This is a genomic window from Streptomyces sp. NPDC048254, assembly GCF_043201895.1.
Classification (GTDB): Bacteria; Actinomycetota; Actinomycetes; order Streptomycetales; family Streptomycetaceae; genus Streptomyces.
On record NZ_JBICZJ010000001.1, the window covers coordinates 678,045 to 692,939 of the forward strand.

The following is a 14,895-nucleotide window of genomic DNA, read 5'->3' on the forward strand; positions in this document are numbered from 1 at the left end:
CGGTAACTCGGTGCTTATGGGCGCAGCCAGTCTGTCACTCTGTCCGCATCGATCGGGATGTATTCGTCCGAACTGCTCGGGGAGCTGGACATGGGGGCCATACCCACGCAACGGGAGACCGTCTCCCGGGTCCGTGAGGCGCCTGCGCGCGACGAGGCGTCCGCGCACGAGAGCGCGGGCGCGTACGCGCAGGGGCGCGCGACCCTGCCCGGGAGCCCCCTCGCGCCGGGTTCCGCCCGCGCGCTGGTGCGCGCCTGCCTCGACGAGTGGACCGACTGCGGCCTGCTGGAGCCGGGACAGCGGGTCGCCGAGGACGCCATGGTGGTCGTCAGTGAACTCGTCACCAACGCCGTCGTGCACGCCGGCACCGACGTCGAGGTCGACTGGTGGCTGGAGGAGGCACGGGAGGAGACGGCGTTCGTCGTCGAGGTCACCGACCGCCATCCCTCCCGCGCCCCGCGCGACCACCCGGGCGAGACGCCGTACGAGACCCCGGAGTACGGGCGTGGGCTGCGTCTGGTCGCCTCGCTCGCCGAGTCCTGGGGGGTCACCTACCGGATCGGCGCGAAGACGGTGTGGGCGCGTCTGACCGGGCACGGCGGCACGCTCCCCGACGAGCAGGAGCTGAAGGTGGCCGAGATCCTCGCGCCCGAGCCCCAGCGCCCCGACCGGGACCGGGACTGGCTGGACAGAGGCGTGCTGTCCTTCCTCGCCGAGGCCTCCGACCTGCTCGCCGGGCAGCTCGACGAGAACCTGGTGGCCGCGCTCGCCGGCCAGCTGATCGTGCCGCGGCTGGCCGACTGGTGCGCGGTGTGGCTGGAGGACGAGTCGACCGTGCGGTCCGGCGGCTGGGGCGACGCGAACGGCGCGGGCGGGCCGCGGCTGGCCCGGGTCTGGCACGGCAGTGAGAACCGCATCGAGGAACTGCGCCGCGCCCTGGAGAAGGACCCGCCGTGCGTGAAGGACGGCTTACGGTCCGGGCCCGAGCCGTATCCCTGGCCCGGGGAGGCGCTCGGCCCGCAGGGCGCTTGCGGCTCGGCGCTCTCCTACCGGCTGATCGCGGGCGGCCGCCCGCTCGGCACGCTGGTGATCGGACGCTCCGGCCCGGCCGGTTTCCCCGACGAGATCACCGGCCTGGTCGAGGACTTCGGCCGCCGGGTCGCCCTCGCGATCGGCGCGGCCCGCCAGTACGCCCGCCAGGCCACCATCAGCGCCGTCCTGCAGCGGGGGCTGCTGCCGGGTGCGGTCGCCGAGATCCCGGGCGTGCGCAGCGCGCTCGTCTACGAGCCCTGTGACAAGGGCGGCCCCAGCGGTGACTTCTACGACCTGTTCCCGGCCGGTGACGGCCGCTGGTGCTTCGCCGTCGGCGACGTCCAGGGCAAGGGCCCCGAGGCCGCCGTGGTCATCGGCCTGGCCCGGCCCTGGCTGCGGCTGCTGGCCCGGGAGGGGTACCGGGTCGCCGACGTCCTCGACCGGCTCAACCAGCTCCTCCTCGACGACGCCACCGAGGCCGCCGACGCCGCCGCCCGCGCCCTGGTCGCCGCCGGCGGCCGTGTGCCGCCCGGCGACGGCCCGCAGACCCGTTTCCTCTCGCTCCTCTACGGCGAACTCACCCCCCTCGAAGCGGGCGGCGTCCGCTGCACCCTCGCCTCCGCCGGGCATCCGCTGCCGCTGCTCCTCGGCCCCGACGGCGCGGTCCGCACCGCCGCCCGGCCGCAGACCCTGCTCGGGGTCGTGGAGGACGAGACGTACACCAGCGAGACCATCGAGCTCGGGCCCGGCGACAGCCTGCTGTGCGTGACCGACGGGGTCACCGAGCGCCGCTCGGGCTCCCGGCAGTTCGACGACGGCGACGGGCTCGCGCGGGCCCTCGCGGGCTGCACGGGCCTGAGCGCAGAGCTGATCGCCGAGCGGATCAGACGGCTCGTGCACGAGTTCGGCGGCGGGCAGCCGGAGGACGATCTGGCGCTGCTGGTCCTCCAGGCGGAGTAACCGGCGCCGTACGGGACAATGGAGGACATGCCTTCCGCACTTCCCGACGGCGAGCCGGTCCCCGACGACGGCGCGCTCCCGGCGCACGCGCTGGCCGGTGCCGCCGGCCGCCCTCTCGGGTTCTATCTGCACGTCCCCTACTGCGCCACCCGCTGCGGCTACTGCGACTTCAACACGTACACGGCGACCGAGCTGCGCGGCACCGGCGGTGTCCTCGCCTCCCGCGACAACTACGCGGACACCCTGATCGACGAGATCCGGCTGGCCCGCAAGGTCCTGGGCGACGATCCGCGCGAGGTCCGCACGGTGTTCGTGGGCGGGGGCACGCCGACGCTGCTGGCCGCTGGTGATCTGGTACGGATGCTGGGCGCGATCCGCGACGAGTTCGGTCTGGCCGCCGACGCGGAGGTCACGACGGAGGCGAACCCGGAGTCCGTCGACCCGGCGTATCTGGCGGCCCTGCGTGAGGGCGGCTTCAACCGGGTCTCCTTCGGCATGCAGAGCGCCCGGCAGCACGTACTGCGCGTCCTGGACCGCACGCACACCCCGGGGCGCCCCGAGGCGTGTGTCGCGGAGGCCCGCGCGGCCGGCTTCGAGCACGTCAACCTGGATCTGATCTACGGCACGCCGGGCGAGTCCGACGACGACTGGCGGGCCTCGCTGGACGCGGCGCTCGGGGCCGGCCCCGACCATGTGTCGGCGTACGCGCTGATCGTCGAGGAGGGCACGCAGCTGGCCCGCCGGATCCGCCGGGGCGAGGTCCCGATGACCGACGACGACGTTCACGCGGACCGCTATCTGATCGCCGAGGAGATGCTGTCCGCGGCGGGCTTCGACTGGTACGAGGTGTCCAACTGGGCCACCTCCGAGGCCGCCCGCTGCCTGCACAACGAGCTGTACTGGCGGGGCGCCGACTGGTGGGGTGCGGGACCGGGCGCGCACGCGCACGTGGGCGGCGTGCGCTGGTGGAACGTCAAGCATCCGGGGGCGTACGCGGCGGCGCTGGCGTCGGGACGCTCCCCGGGGGCAGGGCGTGAGGTCCTGACGGACGAGGACCGCCGGGTGGAGCGGATCCTGCTGGAGCTGCGGCTGCGGGAGGGGGTGCCGCTGTCGCTGCTGAAGGAGCAGGGGCTGGCGGCCGCGCGGCGGGCGCTGGGGGAGGGGCTGCTGGAGACCGGCCCGTACGAGGACGGCCGGGCCGTGCTGACGCTGCGGGGGCGGTTGCTGGCGGACGCGGTGGTCAGGGACCTGGTGGACTGAGGGGACGGGACCGGACCGGGGGCGGGGGTGCCCGGCTACGGGGCCGTCACGAAGTCGATCAGTTCCTCCACCCGGCCCAGCAGTTCCGGTTCGAGGTCCTTGTAGGAGCCCACCCGGGCCAGGATCGCCTGCCACACGGCGCCCGTGTTGTCCGTGGGCCAGCCGAGGGCCCGGCACACGCCCGTCTTCCAGTCCTGGCCGTGCGGGACGCGCGGCCATGCCTCGATGCCCAGGGCGGCGGGCTTCACCGCCTCCCAGATGTCGATGTACGGGTGGCCGACGACCAGGGCGTGTGCGCTGGTGACCGACTGGGCGATGCGCCACTCCTTCGTGCCGGGGAGCAGGTGGTCCACCAGGACACCGAGGCGCGCGTCCGGGCCCGGTGCGAATTCGGCCACGATCGACGGCAGGTCGTCCACGCCTTCCAGGTACTCCACGACCACGCCCTCGATGCGCAGGTCGTCGCCCCAGACCTTCTCGACCAGCTCCGCGTCGTGGCGGCCCTCGACGTAGATGCGGCCGGCGCGGGCCACGCGCGCGCGTGCGCCGGGCACGGCGACCGAGCCGGAGGCGGTACGGGCGGGACGTGCGGGGGCGGCCGACGTGGGGCGTACGAGGGTGACCGCTCGGCCCTCCAGGAGGAAGCCCCGCGGCTCCAGCGGGAAGACGCGGTGTTTGCCGAAGCGGTCCTCCAGCGTCACCGTGCCCGCCTCGCAGCGGATCACCGCGCCGCAGAATCCGGTGCCGGGTTCCTCGACGACCAGGCCGGGCTCGGCGGCCACCTCCGGTGCCGGTTTCGGCTTCTTCCACGGTGGGGTCAGGTCGGCGGAGTACTGGCGCATTCGGATGACGATAGGAGAAGCGGCGGCGGCGTGGTCACGACACGCCGAAACGGGCGGCCAGGGCGTCGCGTTGCCGTCGTACGAACTCCGCGTCCACGACCGCTCCGTGACCGGGCACGTACAGGGCGTCCTCGCCGCCGAGGGCCAGCAGGCGGTCCAGGGCGGCCGGCCAGTGGGACGGTACGGCGTCGGGGCCGGCCTGGGGGTCGCCGGACTCCTCCACCAGGTCCCCGCAGAACACCACCGCCGGGACGCCGGGGTCGCCGGGGACGCCGGTGACGAGGACGGCGAGGTCGTGGGAGGTGTGGCCGGGGCCCACGTCGGCCAGCAGGGCCCGGCGGCCGTCGCCGAGGTCGAGGGTCCACTCGCCGGAGACCGGACGGCGGGGCAGGGGCAGCGCGTCGGCCGCCTCCTCGGCCTCCGGGGCCGGCAGGCCGTTGCGGATCGCGTCCAGGCGCAGCGCCTCGCGGCCGTGCGCGAAGACGGCCTCCGCGCCCGCCGCCGCGTGCACGTCCGCGCCCGCGAACGCCGGGGTGCCGAAGACGTGGTCGAAGTGGGGGTGGGTGAGCGCGAGATGGGTCACACGGCGTCCGGCCAGCCGCTGTGCCTCCGTACGCAGCCGCGCGCCCTCCGCCAGGCTCGACCCGGCGTCCACCATCAGGACCGGGCCCGCCCCGAGGACCAGCCCGGCCGTGCAGTCCCAGCCCGGCAGCCGGCACCGCCCGACCCCCTCGGCCACCCGCTCCCAGCCCAGCTCTTCCCAAGTCACCGTCATACCGCGACGCTAACGGCAGAACGCCCCGGGTCCTCACCGACCTTGCCCAGTCGGTACCCGGCGGCCGTACACTGGGCCGGGGACGCTGGCACTCGGGATCGCAGAGTGCCAGGCGAAAGACCCGAAAGGCCGCGGGGACGACTTTCTGGAGGTGTGGCGCTGGATGCTGAGTGAACGCAGGCTTCAGGTATTGCGCGCCATTGTCCAGGATTACGTCGGCACCGAGGAGCCGGTGGGGTCGAAGGCGCTGACCGAGCGGCACAACCTCGGGGTCTCCCCGGCGACCGTGCGCAACGACATGGCCGCCCTGGAGGATGAGGGGTTCATCGCCCAGCCGCACACCAGCGCCGGGCGGATCCCCACCGACAAGGGCTACCGGCTGTTCGTCGACAAGCTTGCCGGCGTCAAGCCGATGAGCGCGCCCGAGCGGCGGGCCATCCAGAACTTCCTCGACGGCGCCGTCGACCTCGACGACGTCGTGGCGCGGACGGTGCGGCTGCTGGCGCAGCTGACGCGGCAGGTCGCGGTCGTGCAGTATCCGTCGCTGACGCGGTCCACCGTGCGGCATGTGGAGCTGCTCGCGCTCGCGCCGGCCCGGCTGATGCTGGTGCTGATCACCGACACCGGGCGGGTCGAGCAGCGGATGGTCGACTGCCCGGCGCCCTTCGGGGAGACGTCTGTGGCGGATCTGCGGGCGCGGCTCAACAGCCGGGTAGCGGGACGCCGGTTCTCGGACGTGCCCCGGCTGGTGGAGGATCTGCCGGACGCCTTCGAGGCCGAGGACCGCGGCACGGTCTCGGCGGTGCTCTCCACCCTGATGGAGACGCTCGTCGAGGAGAACGAGGAGCGGTTGATGATCGGCGGCACCGCCAATCTCACCCGCTTCGGACATGATTTTCCCCTCATGATCCGGCCCGTCCTGGAGGCTCTGGAGGAGCATGTCGTCCTCCTCAAGCTGATGGGCGAGGCGGGGGATTCGGGCATGACCGTACGCATCGGTCACGAGAACGCCTACGAGGGACTCAACTCCACGTCCGTGGTGTCGGTCGGCTACGGTTCGGGCGGCGAGGCAGTCGCCAAGCTCGGCGTGGTCGGACCGACCCGCATGGATTACCCGGGAACGATGGGAGCGGTACGAGCGGTGGCACGGTACGTCGGACAGATCCTGGCGGAGTCGTAAGTGGCCACGGACTACTACGCCGTTCTCGGCGTGCGCCGCGACGCGTCGCAGGAAGAGATCAAGAAGGCCTTCCGTCGGCTCGCGCGCGAGCTGCACCCGGACGTCAACCCGGATCCGAAGACCCAGGAGCGGTTCAAGGAGATCAACGCCGCTTACGAGGTGCTCTCCGACCCGCAGAAGAAGCAGGTCTACGACCTGGGCGGCGATCCGCTCTCGCAGAGCGGCGGCGCGGGCGCGGGCGGCTTCGGGGCCGGTGGCTTCGGGAACTTCTCGGACATCATGGACGCGTTCTTCGGTACCGCGTCGCAGCGCGGTCCGCGCTCGCGCACCCGGCGCGGCCAGGACGCGATGATCCGGATCGAGGTCGAGCTCGACGAGGCGGCCTTCGGTACGACCAAGGACATCCAGGTCGACACGGCGATCGTCTGCAACACCTGCAACGGTGAGGGCGCGGCGCCGGGCACCTCCGCCCAGACGTGTGACATGTGCCGGGGCCGTGGTGAGGTCTCGCAGGTGACGCGGTCCTTCCTGGGCCAGGTCATGACCTCGCGGCCGTGTCCGCAGTGCCAGGGCTTCGGTACGGTCGTGCCGACGCCGTGTCCGGAGTGCGCCGGTGACGGGCGGGTGCGGTCGCGGCGGACGCTGACCGTGAAGATCCCGGCCGGTGTCGACAACGGCACCCGGATCCAGCTCGCCGGTGAGGGCGAGGTCGGGCCCGGCGGCGGTCCCGCCGGTGACCTGTACGTCGAGATCCACGAGCTGCCGCACTCCACGTTCCAGCGGCGCGGTGACGATCTGCACTGCACGGTGACCATCCCGATGACGGCGGCCTCGCTCGGTACGAAGGTGCCGCTGGAGACGCTGGACGGGATGGAGGAGGTCGACATCCGGCCGGGCACGCAGTCCGGGCAGTCGATCCCGCTGCACGGGCGCGGTGTCACGCATCTGCGCGGCGGCGGGCGCGGCGATCTCCTCGTCCATGTCGAGGTGACCACCCCGACCAAGCTCGACCCCGAGCAGGAGCGGCTGCTGCGCGAGCTGGCGAAGCTGCGCGGCGAGGAACGGCCGACCGGGCAGTTCCAGCCGGGTCAGCAGGGACTGTTCAGCCGGCTGAAGGACGCGTTCAACGGGCGGTGACCCCTTCGCGGCCCGGACATATCTGGCATGTGCCAGAGGTACGGCCCGATTCGGTCTTGTTCGGAGGACGTGACAACATGCCGTCATGTCCTCCGCACTGACCGATCTCTTCCCCCTTCCGATCGTGCAGGCCCCCATGGCGGGCGGGGTCTCCGTGCCGCAGCTCGCCGCCGCCGTGTCCGAGGCGGGCGGGCTGGGGTTCCTGGCCGCCGGGTACAAGACCGCCGACGGGATGTACCAGGAGATCAAGCAGCTGCGCGGGCTGACCGGCCGTCCCTTCGGGGTGAACCTGTTCATGCCGCAGACGGAGCACGCCGAGACCGGGGCCGTGGAGGTCTACGCGCATCAGCTGGCCGGTGAGGCCGCCTGGTACAAGACCGAGCTCGGCGACCCCGACAGCGGCCGGGACGACGGGTACGAGGCCAAGCTGGCCGTGCTGCTCGACAACCCGGTGGCCGCGGCCTCGTTCCACTTCGGCGTCCCGGGCCGGGACGTCCTCGACTCCCTGCGCCGGGCGGGCACCTTCACCCTCGTCACCGCCACCACCGCCGAGGAGGCTCTCGCCGCCGAGCGGGCCGGGGCGGACGCGGTGATCGCCCAGGGCGTGGAGGCCGGCGGTCACCAGGGCACCCACCGGGACGTGCAGGAGAACGAGGGCTCCGGGATCGGGCTGCTGGCGCTGATCGCCCAGATACGGGAGACGGTCGGCATCCCCGTCGTCGCCGCCGGTGGCATCATGCGCGGCAGCCAGATCGCCGCCGTGCTGGCTGCGGGGGCGAGCGCCGCCCAGCTGGGCACGGCCTTCCTCGCCACCCCCGAGTCCGGCGCCACCGACCTCCACAAGCGGGCGCTGACCGACCCGCTGTTCATCCGGACCGAACTGACCCGGGCGTTCTCCGGGCGGCCCGCCCGGGGTCTGGTCAACCGTTTCATGCGCGAGCACGGCCCGTACGCGCCCGCCGCCTACCCGGAGGTCCACCACCTCACCTCCCCGCTGCGCAAGGCCGCCGCCAAGGCCGGGGACGCGCAGGGCATGGCCCTGTGGGCCGGGCAGGGGCACCGGCTGGCCCGCCCGCTGCCCGCCGGGCAGCTGGTGGAGACCCTCACGGCGGAACTCGCCGCCGCGTCGACAGCGTTGTCGGGCAAGGGCGAAGGGCCCGTGGGGCCCGAGGGGTACGAGGGGTACGAGGGGGACGGCCGATGACCGCCCCGGTGTTCGTGCTCGACCCGCTCGTGGTGCCCGACCTGCCCGGCGGCGAGGTCGTCCTGGACGGTCCCGAGGGACGGCACGCCGTCTCCGTGAAGCGGCTGCAGCCCGGCGAGGTCGTCATCCTCACCGACGGGCGCGGACGCTGGGCGGAGGGTGTCGTACGGGCCGCCGAGGGCAAGGACCGGCTGGTGGTGACGGGCCTGGAGAGCGTCATCGAGGAGCCCGGGCCGAGCCCCCGCATCACCGTTGTCCAGGCCCTCCCCAAGGGCGACCGCGGCGAGGTCGCCGTGGAGACCATGACCGAGGTCGGCGTCGACGCGATCGTGCCCTGGCAGGCCGCCCGCTGCATCACCCAGTGGAAGGGCGACCGGGGTCTGAAGTCCCTCGCGAAGTGGCGGGCCACCGCCCGCGAGGCCGGCAAGCAGTCCCGCCGGGTGCGCTTCCCGGAGATCGCGGACGCGGCGACCACCAGGCAGGTCGCCGCGCTGCTCGCCGGAGCCGACCTGGCCGCCGTGCTCCACTCCGACTTCGAGCACGGCAGCGACCCGCTCGCCGAGGCCAGGCTGCCCGCCGAGGGCGAGATCGTGCTGGTCGTCGGGCCCGAAGGGGGCGTCGCCCGGGACGAGCTGGCGCTCTTCGAGGAGGCGGGTGCGAAGACGTACACCCTGGGGCCTACCGTGATGCGCACATCGACCGCCGGCACCGCCGCCGCGGCCCTGCTGCTGGGCCGCACCGGCCGGTGGTCGTGACGTCGGTCGCTTGTTCGAGGCCCGCCCCCTGAGGTGGAAACCGCGGTTGAACTCGCAGGATTGAGTCAGCCGCGCTGCTACGGTCGTCTCATCCGACAGGATCTACCGCCGGACGGGCGGGAAGTCAGGCCTGTGGAGGTCCCGTAAGACCGGCTCCCCCTGGGGAACGGCGAGGGCCTGCGAAGCAGGAACCCGTGGTGGTGCCACGCACGGCACGGACCGGAATCGCCTGCTATCGCAGGTGAGGGCGTCAACGCTTCTACGCCGAGGTGCGGGGAGCTTCTGTGGCCCCTGCTGCCAGCCGGTGACGGTCTCCGGTGGCAGGGGTCGCCCACCTCAAGGACCCTGAGGGCAACCTGGTGGAACTCCAGGAGTGGCTGCTGCTGCGCACCTGAGGAGCCCGTCGGCCGCCAGGGGGACCTCTCCGAACACGTGAGTGGCCGTATGCCCCCTACCGTCACGGAGTCGACGGTGGCAGGCTGCCCTCCATGGGGGCATTGAGGCCGATTTGGCGCCGGCGGCGTGTGACGCGCCGGGCGAGCGTGACCAGGGCGGCGGCGGTGGTGGGGCTCGCGGTGGTCGCCGTGGGCGGTGTGGTGGGCTGTCAGCCGACCGATCTGAACTCCGCGACCGTCGCGTACACCACCGACCGGACCGCCACCGCCGAGCTGAAACGGCAGCACGTCGACGTCAGCTGGCTCACCTGCACCGGCAACTACGGCTCGGCGGCCCCGAGGACGCCCTCGGCGTCCGAGACCACCGTCGTCTCCGTGGACTGCCGGGGCCGGACCAAGGACGGCCGGGACATCACGGTCACCGGGCGGGTCACGAAGGCGGTCAGCGGCGCCTGTGTGCGCGGGAACCTCGTCGCGAAGGTGGGCGGCAAGGAGTGGTTCCGGGTGAAGGGCCTCGGCAACTGCGACGCCAAGCCCGGACCGGCGTACAGCACCTACCGGCCACCCACCTACGGACAGCAGCCGGGCCCCACCGTGACCGTCACGAAGACCGTCTGGTGCGAGAGCGACCCCCAGTGCAGGCCGGTGCAGGGCAAGTGATCGAAATCGGCCACCGCGATCGTGCCGCGATGCATAGGCTGAGCGGGTGACTCAGGGTGCAGCGACAGGACCGCGGTCCTACCTCCGATTTCCGCACGTCCACGGCGACATGGTCGCCTTCACCGCCGAGGACGACGTGTGGCTCGCGCCCCTGGACGGCGGCCGGGCCTGGCGGGTCAGTGCCGACAACGTCCCCGTGACGATGCCGCGCATCTCGCCCGACGGGACCACGGTCGCCTGGACCTCCACCCGCGACGGCGCCCCCGAGGTGCACACGGCCCCGGTGGAGGGAGGCAGCAGCGAACGCCTGACGCACTGGGGGAGTTCCCGCACCCAGGTGCGCGGCTGGACCGCCGACGGGCAGGTCCTCGTGATCAGCACCTACGGCCAGTCCAGCCTCCGGCGCAGCTGGGCCCGCACCGTCCCGCTCGACGGCGGGCCGTCCACCGTCCTGCCGTACGGCCCGGTCGGCCATGTCGCCTTCGGGCCGAACACCGTGCTGCTGTCCGCGCCGATGGGCCGGGAGGCGGCCTGGTGGAAGCGGTACCGGGGCGGTACGGCGGGCAAGCTGTGGATCGACCGGGACGTCCACGACGGCGAAGGTACCGGGGAGTTCGTGCGGCTGCACGAGGAGCTGGACGGGAACCTCGAATACCCGGTGTGGGCCGGCGACCGGATCGCCTTCCTCTCCGACCACGAGGGAACGGGCGCGCTGTACTCGTCCCTCGCCGACGGTTCCGACCTGCGCCGGCACACCCCCCTCGACGGGTTCTACGCCCGGCACGCGGCCGGTGACGGCACCCGGGTCGTCTACGCCTCGGCCGGTGAACTCTGGCTCCTCGACGACCTGGAGGGCGCCGAGCCGCGCCGGCTGGACATCCGGCTCGGCGGGTCCCGGGTGGACCGGCAGCCGCGCCCGGTCAACGCGGCCCGCTGGTTCAGCTCCGCCTCGCCCGACCACACCGCGCGCGGCAGCGCCGTCCTGGTGCGCGGCGGCGTGCACTGGGTGACCCACCGGTCGGGGCCGGCCCGTGCGCTGGCCGCCCAGCCCGGGGTGCGCGCCCGGCTGCCCGTCACCTTCCGCGCGGACGCGGAGGAGTGGGTGGTGTGGGTGACGGACGCCGAGGGCGACGACGCCCTGGAGTTCGCCCCCGCCACCGGTGCCGTGCCCGGCTCCACCCCGCGCCGGCTCGCCGCCGGGCAGCTCGGCCGGGTCCTGGACCTCGCCGTCGCCCCCGACGGCGGCCGGGTCGCGGTCGCCGCCCACGACGGACGGCTGCTCCTCGTCGAACGCGAGACCGGCGAGGTCCGCGAGGTCGACCGCAGCGAGGACGGCGACGTCTCCGGGCTGACGTTCTCGCCCGACTCCGGCTGGCTCGCCTGGTCCCACCCCGGAGCCGGCGGACTCGCCCAGCTCCGTGTCGCCCACACCACCGACCTCACCGTCACCGAGGCGACCCCGCTGCGCTTCCAGGACTACGACCCCGTCTTCACCCGCGACGGCAAACACCTCGCCTTCCTCTCCACCCGCTCCTTCGACCCGGTCTACGACGAGCACGTCTTCGACCTGGCCTTCGTGGTCGGCGACCGGCCGCACCTGATCACACTGGCCGCGACCACCCCCTCGCCGTTCGGCCCGCAGCGGCACGGCCGCCCCTTCGAGACCCCCGACAAGGACGAGACTCCGGACGCCGAGGGCACCCCGGCCACCCGGATCGACCTGGAGGGCCTCGCCGACCGGATCGTGCCCTTCCCCGTCGAGGCCGGCCGCTACTCCGGCCTGCGCGCCGCCAAGGACGGCGTCCTGTGGCTGCGCCACCCGGTGCGCGGCGTGCTCGGCGCCTCCCGCGCCCACCCCGAGGACCCCGACCCCAAGACCGAGCTGGAACGTTACGACCTCGCCCAGCAGCGCATCGAGTACCTCGCCTCCGACGCCGACCACTTCGAGGTCAGCGGCGACGGCAAACGCGTCCTGCTGTGGGCCGACGGCAAGCTCAAGGTGGTACCCAGCGACCGGCGTGCCTCGAACGACGACGACAGCGACACCAACATCACCGTCGACCTGTCCCGGGTCCGGCAGACCGTCGAACCGGCCGCCGAGTGGCGGCAGATGTTCGACGAGACCGGCCGCATCATGCGGGACCAGTTCTGGCGGCCGGACCTCGGCGGCGTCGACTGGGACGGCGTCCTCGACCGCTACCGCCCGCTCGTCGACCACGTCGCCACCCACGACGACCTGGTCGACCTGCTCTGGGAGGTCCAGGGCGAACTCGGCACCTCGCACGCCTACGTCACCCCGAACGGCGGCTACGGCCGCGGCGCCCGCCAGGGCCTCCTCGGCGCCGACATCTCCCGGCACCCGGACGGCAGTTGGCGCATCGACCGGATCCTGCCCGCCGAGACCTCCGACCCCGGCGCCCGCTCCCCGCTCGCCGCACCCGGCGTCGCGGTACGCCCCGGCGACGCGATCGTGGCCGTCGCCGGCCGCCCCGTCGACCCGGTGACCGGACCCGGCCCCCTCCTCGTCGGCACCGCCGGCAAGGCCGTCGAACTGACCGTGTCCCCCGCGGGCGGCGGCGAACTGCGCCACCCCGTCGTCGTCCCGGTCGCGGACGAGGAACCACTGCGCTACCACGCGTGGGTGGCCGACCGCCGGGCCCGTGTGCGCGAACTCTCCGGCGGCCGCCTCGGCTACCTCCACGTACCGGACATGCAGGCGCCGGGCTGGGCACAGATCCACCGCGACCTGAGCGTGGAGATGGCCCGCGAGGGCATCGTCGTGGACGTCCGGGAGAACCGCGGCGGGCACACCTCACAGCTCGTCGTCGAGAAACTGGCCCGCCGGATCGTCGGCTGGGACCTGCCGCGCGGCATGCGCCCGTTCAGCTACCCGAGCGACGCGCCCCGGGGCCCGGTGGTCGTCGTCGCCAACGAGTTCTCCGGCTCGGACGGGGACATCGTCAACGCGGCGATCAAGGCGCTGGGCATCGGCCCGGTGGTCGGCACCCGCACCTGGGGCGGCGTGATCGGCATCGACAGCCGCTACCGCCTGGTCGACGGCACCCTGGTCACCCAGCCCAAGTACGCGTTCTGGCTGGAGGGCTACGGCTGGGGCGTGGAGAACCACGGCGTCGACCCCGACGTGGAGGTCGTCCAGACCCCGCAGGACTGGGCCGCGGGGAGGGACCCGCAACTGGACGAGGCGGTACGGATAGCACTGGAGGCACTGGAGACGTCTCCGGCGAAGACTCCGCCGACGCTGCCGATGTAGGGAGGGGCGCCGGGTCCCACCCAGGGGCGCGGGGCCGTGCCGTCGTGCGGCTCCGCCGCGTGGGCGCGACCAGCCCCCACCGGCCCGCAGCCGAACCGACTACGATGCCCCCGGAACTGATCACCGGTCGAGGAGAAGACATGGCAGGGGAACCCCAGGACGACTGCCTGTTCTGCAAGATCGTCGCAGGCCACGTCCCCGCGACGATCGTCCGGGAGACGGACACCACCGTTGCCTTCCGGGACATAAACCCCCAGGCACCCACCCACGTCCTGGTGATCCCCAAGGTCCACTACGAGACCGCGGCCGAGCTCGCCGCAGGCGAACCCGCCGTGGCCGCCGACATACTGCGTGAGGCGCAGGCCGTCGCCGACGAGGACAAGCTGGACAGCTACCGCATCGTCTTCAACACGGGCAGCGGCGCCGGCCAGACCGTCTGGCACGCCCACGCGCACATCATCGGCGGCCGCGGCCTGCAGTGGCCGCCCGGATAACCCGGGCAAGTCACCGTGTCCGTCCGTGAACTGGTGGTCCTCGGCACCGCCAGCCAGGTTCCCACCCGGCACCGCAACCACAACGGCTACCTGCTGCGCTGGGACGGCGAGGGCATCCTCTTCGACCCCGGCGAGGGCACCCAGCGGCAGATGCTGCGGGCCGGGGCCGCCGCGCACGACCTCAACCGGATCTGCGTCACCCACTTCCACGGTGACCACTGTCTCGGCCTCGCCGGGATCATCCAGCGCATCAACCTCGACAAGGTCCCGCACCCGGTCACCGCGCACTACCCGAAGTCCGGGCAGCGCTTCTTCGACCGGCTCCGGTACGCCACCGCCTACCGGGAGACCGTCGGCATCACCGAGGCCCCGGTCGACGCGGACGGCGACCTCGCCGTCACCCCGTCGTACACGCTGCAGGCCAGGAAGCTGTCCCACCCGGTCGAGTCCTACGGCTACCGGCTGGTCGAACCCGACGGCCGCCGCATGCTGCCCGAACGGCTCGCCGCGCACGGCATCAACGGCCCGGACGTCGGCCGTCTCCAGCGCGACGGCGTCCTCGGGGACGTCACCCTCGACCAGGTCAGCGAGGTGCGGCGCGGGCAGCGGTGCGCGTTCGTGATGGACACCCGGCTCTGCGACGGCGTGCACGCGCTCGCCGAGGGCTGCGACCTGCTCGTCATCGAGTCCACCTTCCTCGACGAGGACGCCGAACTCGCCACGGAACACGGCCATCTGACCGCCGGACAGGCGGCGGCCGTCGCGCGGGACGCGGGGGTACGGCACCTCGTGCTGACCCACTTCAGCCAGCGCTACCCCGAACCCGAGGAGTTCGAGCGGCAGGCGCGGGCCGCGGGCTACGAGGGCGAGCTGACCGTGGCGTACGACCTGCTCCGAGTGCCGGTTCCGAAGCGCAGGTGAAACGGCCGT

General features: G+C 73.2%; 12 protein-coding genes and 1 pseudogene. 11 read left to right on the forward strand and 2 right to left on the reverse strand.

The annotated features are described in order from the left end of the window. Positions 1-90: 90 nt before the first annotated feature. Both ACGFZQ_RS03080 and hemW read left to right on the forward strand, forming a co-directional pair. Complete coding sequence (locus ACGFZQ_RS03080; RefSeq protein WP_393838893.1) at positions 91-1,992, forward strand: SpoIIE family protein phosphatase; 1,902 nt, start codon at positions 91-93, stop codon at positions 1,990-1,992. Positions 1,993-2,019: 27 nt separating this feature from the next. Next, the gene (hemW, locus tag ACGFZQ_RS03085; RefSeq protein WP_351748338.1) at positions 2,020-3,252 is read left to right on the forward strand and encodes a radical SAM family heme chaperone HemW; all 1,233 of its coding nucleotides are present in this window, start codon (positions 2,020-2,022) and stop codon (positions 3,250-3,252) included. A 35-nt stretch (positions 3,253-3,287) separates the two neighbouring features. On the opposite strand, the gene ACGFZQ_RS03090 is transcribed toward hemW, so the two are convergent. Beyond that, positions 3,288-4,094, reverse strand: coding sequence for a DUF3097 domain-containing protein (locus ACGFZQ_RS03090; protein WP_393838894.1), 807 nt, complete (start codon positions 4,092-4,094; stop codon positions 3,288-3,290). A gap of 34 nt (positions 4,095-4,128) precedes the next feature. Beyond that, complete coding sequence (locus tag ACGFZQ_RS03095; protein WP_393838895.1) at positions 4,129-4,869, reverse strand: MBL fold metallo-hydrolase; 741 nt, start codon at positions 4,867-4,869, stop codon at positions 4,129-4,131. 163 nt (positions 4,870-5,032) lie between these two features. Between ACGFZQ_RS03095 and hrcA the strand changes: the two genes are divergently transcribed. The 9 genes and pseudogenes from hrcA to ACGFZQ_RS03140 all read left to right on the forward strand — a co-directional run bounded on the left by hrcA (position 5,033) and on the right by ACGFZQ_RS03140 (position 14,886). Continuing rightward, entirely contained in the window at positions 5,033-6,049 is a 1,017-nt protein-coding gene (gene hrcA, locus ACGFZQ_RS03100; RefSeq protein ID WP_393838896.1) for a heat-inducible transcriptional repressor HrcA, read from the forward strand. Then, positions 6,050-7,186, forward strand: coding sequence for a molecular chaperone DnaJ (gene dnaJ, locus ACGFZQ_RS03105; protein WP_393838897.1), 1,137 nt, complete (start codon positions 6,050-6,052; stop codon positions 7,184-7,186). Positions 7,187-7,271: 85 nt separating this feature from the next. Further along, positions 7,272-8,390 carry a nitronate monooxygenase gene (locus ACGFZQ_RS03110; RefSeq protein ID WP_393838898.1) on the forward strand — a complete coding sequence of 373 codons (1,119 nt, stop codon included), beginning with the start codon at positions 7,272-7,274 and terminating at the stop codon, positions 8,388-8,390. Then, on the forward strand, positions 8,387-9,145 hold the full coding sequence (locus tag ACGFZQ_RS03115; protein ID WP_393838899.1) for a 16S rRNA (uracil(1498)-N(3))-methyltransferase: 759 nt from the start codon (positions 8,387-8,389) through the stop codon (positions 9,143-9,145). The genes ACGFZQ_RS03110 and ACGFZQ_RS03115 overlap by 4 nt, the downstream gene beginning before the upstream one ends. Positions 9,146-9,471: 326 nt before the next feature. Next, positions 9,472-9,540: pseudogene (locus tag ACGFZQ_RS03120) on the forward strand (VOC family protein); the annotation flags it as partial. Positions 9,541-9,633: 93 nt separating this feature from the next. Further along, positions 9,634-10,200, forward strand: coding sequence for a hypothetical protein (locus tag ACGFZQ_RS03125; RefSeq protein ID WP_393838900.1), 567 nt, complete (start codon positions 9,634-9,636; stop codon positions 10,198-10,200). A gap of 109 nt (positions 10,201-10,309) precedes the next feature. Next, a complete protein-coding gene (locus tag ACGFZQ_RS03130) occupies positions 10,310-13,471 on the forward strand; it encodes a S41 family peptidase (RefSeq protein ID WP_393839232.1) in 3,162 nt (1,053 codons plus the stop codon). A 140-nt stretch (positions 13,472-13,611) separates the two neighbouring features. Next, positions 13,612-13,965 (forward strand): histidine triad nucleotide-binding protein, encoded by a 354-nt coding sequence (locus tag ACGFZQ_RS03135; protein WP_393838901.1) that lies wholly within the window; start codon positions 13,612-13,614, stop codon positions 13,963-13,965. A gap of 15 nt (positions 13,966-13,980) precedes the next feature. Continuing rightward, positions 13,981-14,886, forward strand: coding sequence for a ribonuclease Z (locus tag ACGFZQ_RS03140; protein ID WP_393838902.1), 906 nt, complete (start codon positions 13,981-13,983; stop codon positions 14,884-14,886). Positions 14,887-14,895: the final 9 nt, after the last annotated feature.

What these genes read in the sequence shown, in the direction of transcription:
- hrcA (WP_393838896.1), top strand. Translation starts at nt 5,033, where the DNA reads ATGCTGAGTGAACGCAGGCTTCAGGTATTGCGCGCCATTGTCCAGGAT.
- hemW (WP_351748338.1), top strand. Translation starts at nt 2,020, where the DNA reads ATGCCTTCCGCACTTCCCGACGGCGAGCCGGTCCCCGACGACGGCGCG.
- ACGFZQ_RS03135 (WP_393838901.1), top strand. Translation starts at nt 13,612, where the DNA reads ATGGCAGGGGAACCCCAGGACGACTGCCTGTTCTGCAAGATCGTCGCA.
- ACGFZQ_RS03080 (WP_393838893.1), top strand. Translation starts at nt 91, where the DNA reads ATGGGGGCCATACCCACGCAACGGGAGACCGTCTCCCGGGTCCGTGAG.
- ACGFZQ_RS03090 (WP_393838894.1), bottom strand. Translation starts at nt 4,094, where the DNA reads ATGCGCCAGTACTCCGCCGACCTGACCCCACCGTGGAAGAAGCCGAAA.
- ACGFZQ_RS03115 (WP_393838899.1), top strand. Translation starts at nt 8,387, where the DNA reads ATGACCGCCCCGGTGTTCGTGCTCGACCCGCTCGTGGTGCCCGACCTG.
- ACGFZQ_RS03110 (WP_393838898.1), top strand. Translation starts at nt 7,272, where the DNA reads ATGTCCTCCGCACTGACCGATCTCTTCCCCCTTCCGATCGTGCAGGCC.
- ACGFZQ_RS03130 (WP_393839232.1), top strand. Translation starts at nt 10,310, where the DNA reads ATGGTCGCCTTCACCGCCGAGGACGACGTGTGGCTCGCGCCCCTGGAC.
- ACGFZQ_RS03125 (WP_393838900.1), top strand. Translation starts at nt 9,634, where the DNA reads ATGGGGGCATTGAGGCCGATTTGGCGCCGGCGGCGTGTGACGCGCCGG.
- ACGFZQ_RS03095 (WP_393838895.1), bottom strand. Translation starts at nt 4,869, where the DNA reads ATGACGGTGACTTGGGAAGAGCTGGGCTGGGAGCGGGTGGCCGAGGGG.